Genomic DNA, 1877 nt, shown 5'->3' on the forward strand with positions numbered 1-1877 from the left:
CCCGCGCAGCAGCCGCAGCCCGGGTACGKCTATCCGCAGGGGGCTCCGCAGGCGCCCCAGCCGCCGCAGGCTCCGCCCGGCTACGGCTATCCCGGCCAGCAGCCGGGGGCGTACGGGCAGCCCCCGCAGCCGCCGTACGGGCAGCCGCCGCAGGCGCCTTACGGCCAGCCGGGGCAGCCGGGTCATCCGGGGTACGGGCAGCCCGGTCATGCCTATCCGCAGCCGACCATGCCGCTCCAGCCGCAGCCCGGACAGCCGGGCGGGGGCAGTAAGTTCAACGCGCAGCTGGCCATCATCGTCGCCGCGGTCGTGGCGATCGCCCTGATCGTCGGCGGCGGCGTCTGGTACTCCTCGTCCAAGGACGACGGCAAGAAGGACGACACCGCGAGCTCCGGCGGCGGCACCGGCGGCACGGACGACGGCAACGGCGGCACCACCTCCGGCGGCAAGGAGAAGGCCCCGGCCGACACCGGCGCCAAGGTCCTCTTCCAGGTCCCGATGCCCGAGGTGAAGAACGACAGCACGGTCGTCGTGTCGGGCTCGTGGCTGACCGACAAGACGTACGCCAAGAGCGGCGTCGCCGAGATCGTCGGCTACGACCGCGACAAGGGCGGCGAGCAGTGGACGATCCCGCTGGACGGACCGGTCTGCCAGGCGAGCCGTCACGTCACCGACGACGACAAGACGGCGATCCTCTACCAGCCTGCGATGCCGACCAAGGCCGACCCGTCGCACGGGTGCAGCCAGATCGCCCTGATCGATCTCGACGCCGGCAAGAAGCTGTGGACCAAGACCCTCAAGACCGGTGACCAGCTGATCAGTTTCGACAACGTCACGATCAGCGGCGACACCGTCGCCGTCGGCAGCTCCAGCGGCGGCGGCGCCTTCGACGTCTCCGGCAAGCTCCTGTGGAGCCCGAAGCCGACCGACTCCTGCTACGACGCCGGGTACGGCGGCGGCGAGAAGCTGGTCGCGGTGCGCAAGTGCGGCACGTACGGGCAGCGTCAGCTGCACATCCAGACCATCGACCCGAAGTCCGGGAAGGTGATCTCGGAGTACAAGATGAGCCAGGGCATCGAGTACGCGAGCGTCGCGTCGACCGACCCGCTCGTCGTGGCCGCCGACGTCGGCGACTCCGCGGGCGACGGCAGCGGCATCTCCGACTTCTTCTCCATCGACAACAAGACCGGCAAGCTGCGCACGCGCATCTCCGCGCCGGGCGAGCAGTTCGCGGCCCGCTGCGAGGGCGTCACGCGCATCGAGTACTGCACCATGCTGGCCGTCGGCAACGACCGGCTGTACCTGCCGACCGAGGAGCACGACGGCAGCGGCGAGTACAGCCAGACCAACGAGATCGTCGCCTTCGACCTCTCCACCGGCAAGCAGACCGGGCAGCGGGCCGACGCGGGCGACGGCTACACCATCTCGCCCCTGCGCATGGACGGCGGCAACCTGATCGCGTACAAGCGGCCGCCCTACGACAAGGGCGGGCAGATCGTGAGCATCGACGGGGGCAGCTTCAAGCAGACGAAGCTGCTGGAGAACCCGGCGACGGACACGGTTCGGGACGTCGAGGCCGGCATGTCCCCGGAGTACTCCGAGCTGCTGTACGGCGACGGGCACCTGTTCATGTCCAAGGTGTACGCCAGCAAGCGGAGCAGCAGCACGAGCGAGAAGGAGTACCTGGCGATCGGCTTCGGTACGAGCTGATCGATCGATGTCCGCTTGGTGATCGACTGGATGCCGGTACGGTTCCGTCCCTGTTCAGGGGCGGGACCGTTCGCGTTTGGCTCAGTCAACCTCGAATGAGAGGAATTTCGGCGATCCGGGGCGATTCTCGCGGGTAGGGGGAGCGCAACGTCGAACAAGCGTGTAGC

1 protein-coding gene is annotated in these 1877 nt (G+C 69.0%); it reads left to right on the plus strand.

Annotated features, from left to right (window positions below):
• A partial coding sequence (locus CA983_RS43240) for an outer membrane protein assembly factor BamB family protein (RefSeq protein WP_244207351.1) occupies positions 1-1710 on the plus strand: 1710 nt, incomplete at its 5' end.
• Positions 1711-1877: the final 167 nt, after the last annotated feature.

The sequence above is a fragment of the Streptomyces swartbergensis genome (genome assembly GCF_002148965.1).
GTDB classification, from domain to species: domain Bacteria; phylum Actinomycetota; class Actinomycetes; order Streptomycetales; family Streptomycetaceae; genus Streptomyces; species Streptomyces swartbergensis.